This is a genomic window from Arhodomonas sp. KWT (assembly GCF_010993615.1).
The window spans coordinates 4281-6542 of the sequence record NZ_WNXE01000052.1; the positions used below are offsets into that span (position 1 = coordinate 4281).

Below are 2262 nucleotides of genomic sequence, written 5' to 3' on the forward strand. Positions count from 1 at the left end.
CGGGATGGGCGCTGGCGCGGTTACGCGTCCTTGGCGGTGGCCGACTCGACCGTCTTCTGCAGCTCGCCGGACTCGTACATCTCGAGGATGATGTCGCAGCCGCCGACGAGCTCGCCGTTGACGTAGAGCTGGGGGATGGTCGGCCAGTCACCGAACTCCTTGATGCCCTGACGGACCGCCTCGTCCTCGAGCACGTTGACGTAGGCGAACTCCTGACCGCAGCCGGCGAGCGCCTGGGACGCGCGCATGGAGAAGCCGCACTGCGGGAACTGCGGGGTGCCCTTCATGTAGAGGATGATCGGGTTGTCCTGCACCTGCTGACGGATGGTGTCCTGGATGTCGCTCATGCCTACTCCCTCGTCTGTCCGGGCGCCGGGGGGTGGGCCGCCCGTGAATGTAGCGCGCATTCTACCGCTATTGCCCCGGCCAATACACTGACCCCAAACGCGGTTTTAGTAACGCGGCCTCCCCTACCGGCGAGAAATCCGTTATCCTGCCGCGCCATGGACAAAGACCATCTGACTCAGACCACTTTCAAGTCCCTGGGACTCCACGAATCGCTGCTGACCGGCCTGGACGAGGCGGGGTTCACGCGCTGCATGCCCATCCAGGAGGCCACGCTGCCGCTGGCGCTCGCGGGCAAGGACGTCGCGGGCCAGGCACAGACCGGCACCGGCAAGTCCGCGGCCTTCCTGCTGGCGACCATGCACTACCTCATGACCACACCGGTGGCCGAGGGCAAATCCGGGCCGTGGGCGGCGATCCTCGCGCCGACGCGCGAGCTCGCACTGCAGATCCACCGGGACGCGGAGAAGCTCGGCTACTTCACGGGCATGGAGTTCGCCTGTATCTACGGCGGCACGGGCTACGACAAGCAGCGCCGCCAGCTCGAGGGCGGCGTGGACGTGCTCATCGGCACCCCCGGGCGGATCATCGACTTCTACAAGCAGCGGGTGTTCACCCTGGACAACGTGGAGGTCGCCGTCCTCGACGAGGCGGACCGCATGTTCGACATGGGCTTCATCTCGGACATCCGCTACCTCCTGCGGCGCATGCCCCCGCCGAACAAGCGCATCAACATGCTCTTCTCGGCGACGCTGTCCGAGCGCGTCAAGGAGCTCGCCTGGGAGCACATGAACGACCCGGAGACGGTGGAGATCGAGCCCGAGCAGATCACCGCCGAGAAGGTCAACCAGAAGCTCTACCACGTCGAGAACAACCAGAAGATCGGCCTGCTGCTCGGCGTGCTGCGCCACCAGGACGTCACCCGCACGATGGTGTTCGTCAACACCAAGCGGGCCGCCGAGCAGGTCACCGGCTACCTGCTGGGCAACGACATCAAGACCGCGGTGCTCTCCGGCGACATCCCCCAGAACAAGCGCGAGCAGCTGCTCGGCGAGTTCCAGAAGGGCGAGCTGCCGGTGCTGGTCGCCACAGACGTGGCCGCGCGCGGCCTGCACATCCCCGGCGTCTCCCACGTCGTCAACTACGACCTGCCGCAGGACGCCGAGGACTACGTCCACCGTATCGGGCGCACGGCCCGGGCCGGTGAGCGCGGCGACGCGATCAGCTTCGCCTGCGAGAGCTACGTCTACTCGCTGCCGGATATCGAGGCCTACATCGACCAGAAGATCCCCTCCGAGCTCGCCCCGCCGGAGCTCATCGTCGAGGACATCAAGCCGCCCAAGCGGGTGAGTTCGCCGCGCCGCGGCAACGGCCGCCCGCCGCAGCGCAACAACCGCCGCGGCGGTGGCGGTGGCGGTGGTGGCGGCGGCTCGCGCCGACGCTGACGGCGCCGGCGCCCGCGCCGGCGCGCTACAATGCCCCTTCGACGGGCCGCGCGCGGCGCGCGGCCGATCCAGGCAGACACCGGAGGCGGCGTGAACCAGAACACCGACACCACCCTGCTGGCCGAGGCCGAAATCCCCGTGCGCTGGGGCGACATGGACGCCCTCGGCCACGTGAACAACACCATCTACTTCCGCTACTTCGAGCAGGTCCGCATCGAGTGGCTGCAGCAGATCGGCGTCGGCGAGAGCGTCGGCGGCGGCACCGCACTGGGGCCGGTGGTGGTCAACGCCTTCTGCGAGTTCCGCCGCGCCATCGTCTACCCCGCCACGCTCAACGTGCGCATGTTCGGCGACACCCCCCGGCGCAGCAGCTTCGACACCCGCTACGAGATCCGCGACGCCGGCGACGGCGGGGTCGTCTACGCCACCGGCTCAGCCCGGGTGGTGTGGGTGGACCACCACGCGGGGCGTG

The 2262-nt window shown here is 68.4% G+C and carries 3 protein-coding genes; 2 read left to right on the top strand and 1 reads right to left on the bottom strand.

Annotation, left to right across the window (positions count from 1 at the left end; translation table 11 throughout):
* Nucleotides 1–20: 20 nt before the first annotated feature.
* Nucleotides 21–347 (bottom strand): Grx4 family monothiol glutaredoxin, encoded by a 327-nt coding sequence (gene grxD, locus G7A99_RS09905; protein WP_163139861.1) that lies wholly within the window; start codon nt 345–347, stop codon nt 21–23.
* A 156-nt stretch (nt 348–503) separates the two neighbouring features.
* On the opposite strand from grxD, the gene G7A99_RS09910 reads away from it, so the two are divergent.
* Together G7A99_RS09910 and G7A99_RS09915 are read left to right on the top strand one after the other, a co-directional pair.
* Nucleotides 504–1790 (top strand): DEAD/DEAH box helicase, encoded by a 1287-nt coding sequence (locus G7A99_RS09910; RefSeq protein WP_163139863.1) that lies wholly within the window; start codon nt 504–506, stop codon nt 1788–1790.
* A gap of 90 nt (nt 1791–1880) precedes the next feature.
* The coding region (locus tag G7A99_RS09915) for a thioesterase family protein (protein WP_163139865.1) at nt 1881–2262 on the top strand (382 nt) is incomplete at its 3' end.

Coding starts and splice junctions, on each gene's coding strand:
- grxD (WP_163139861.1), bottom strand. CDS start 347: ATGAGCGACATCCAGGACACCATCCGTCAGCAGGTGCAGGACAACCCG.
- G7A99_RS09910 (WP_163139863.1), top strand. CDS start 504: ATGGACAAAGACCATCTGACTCAGACCACTTTCAAGTCCCTGGGACTC.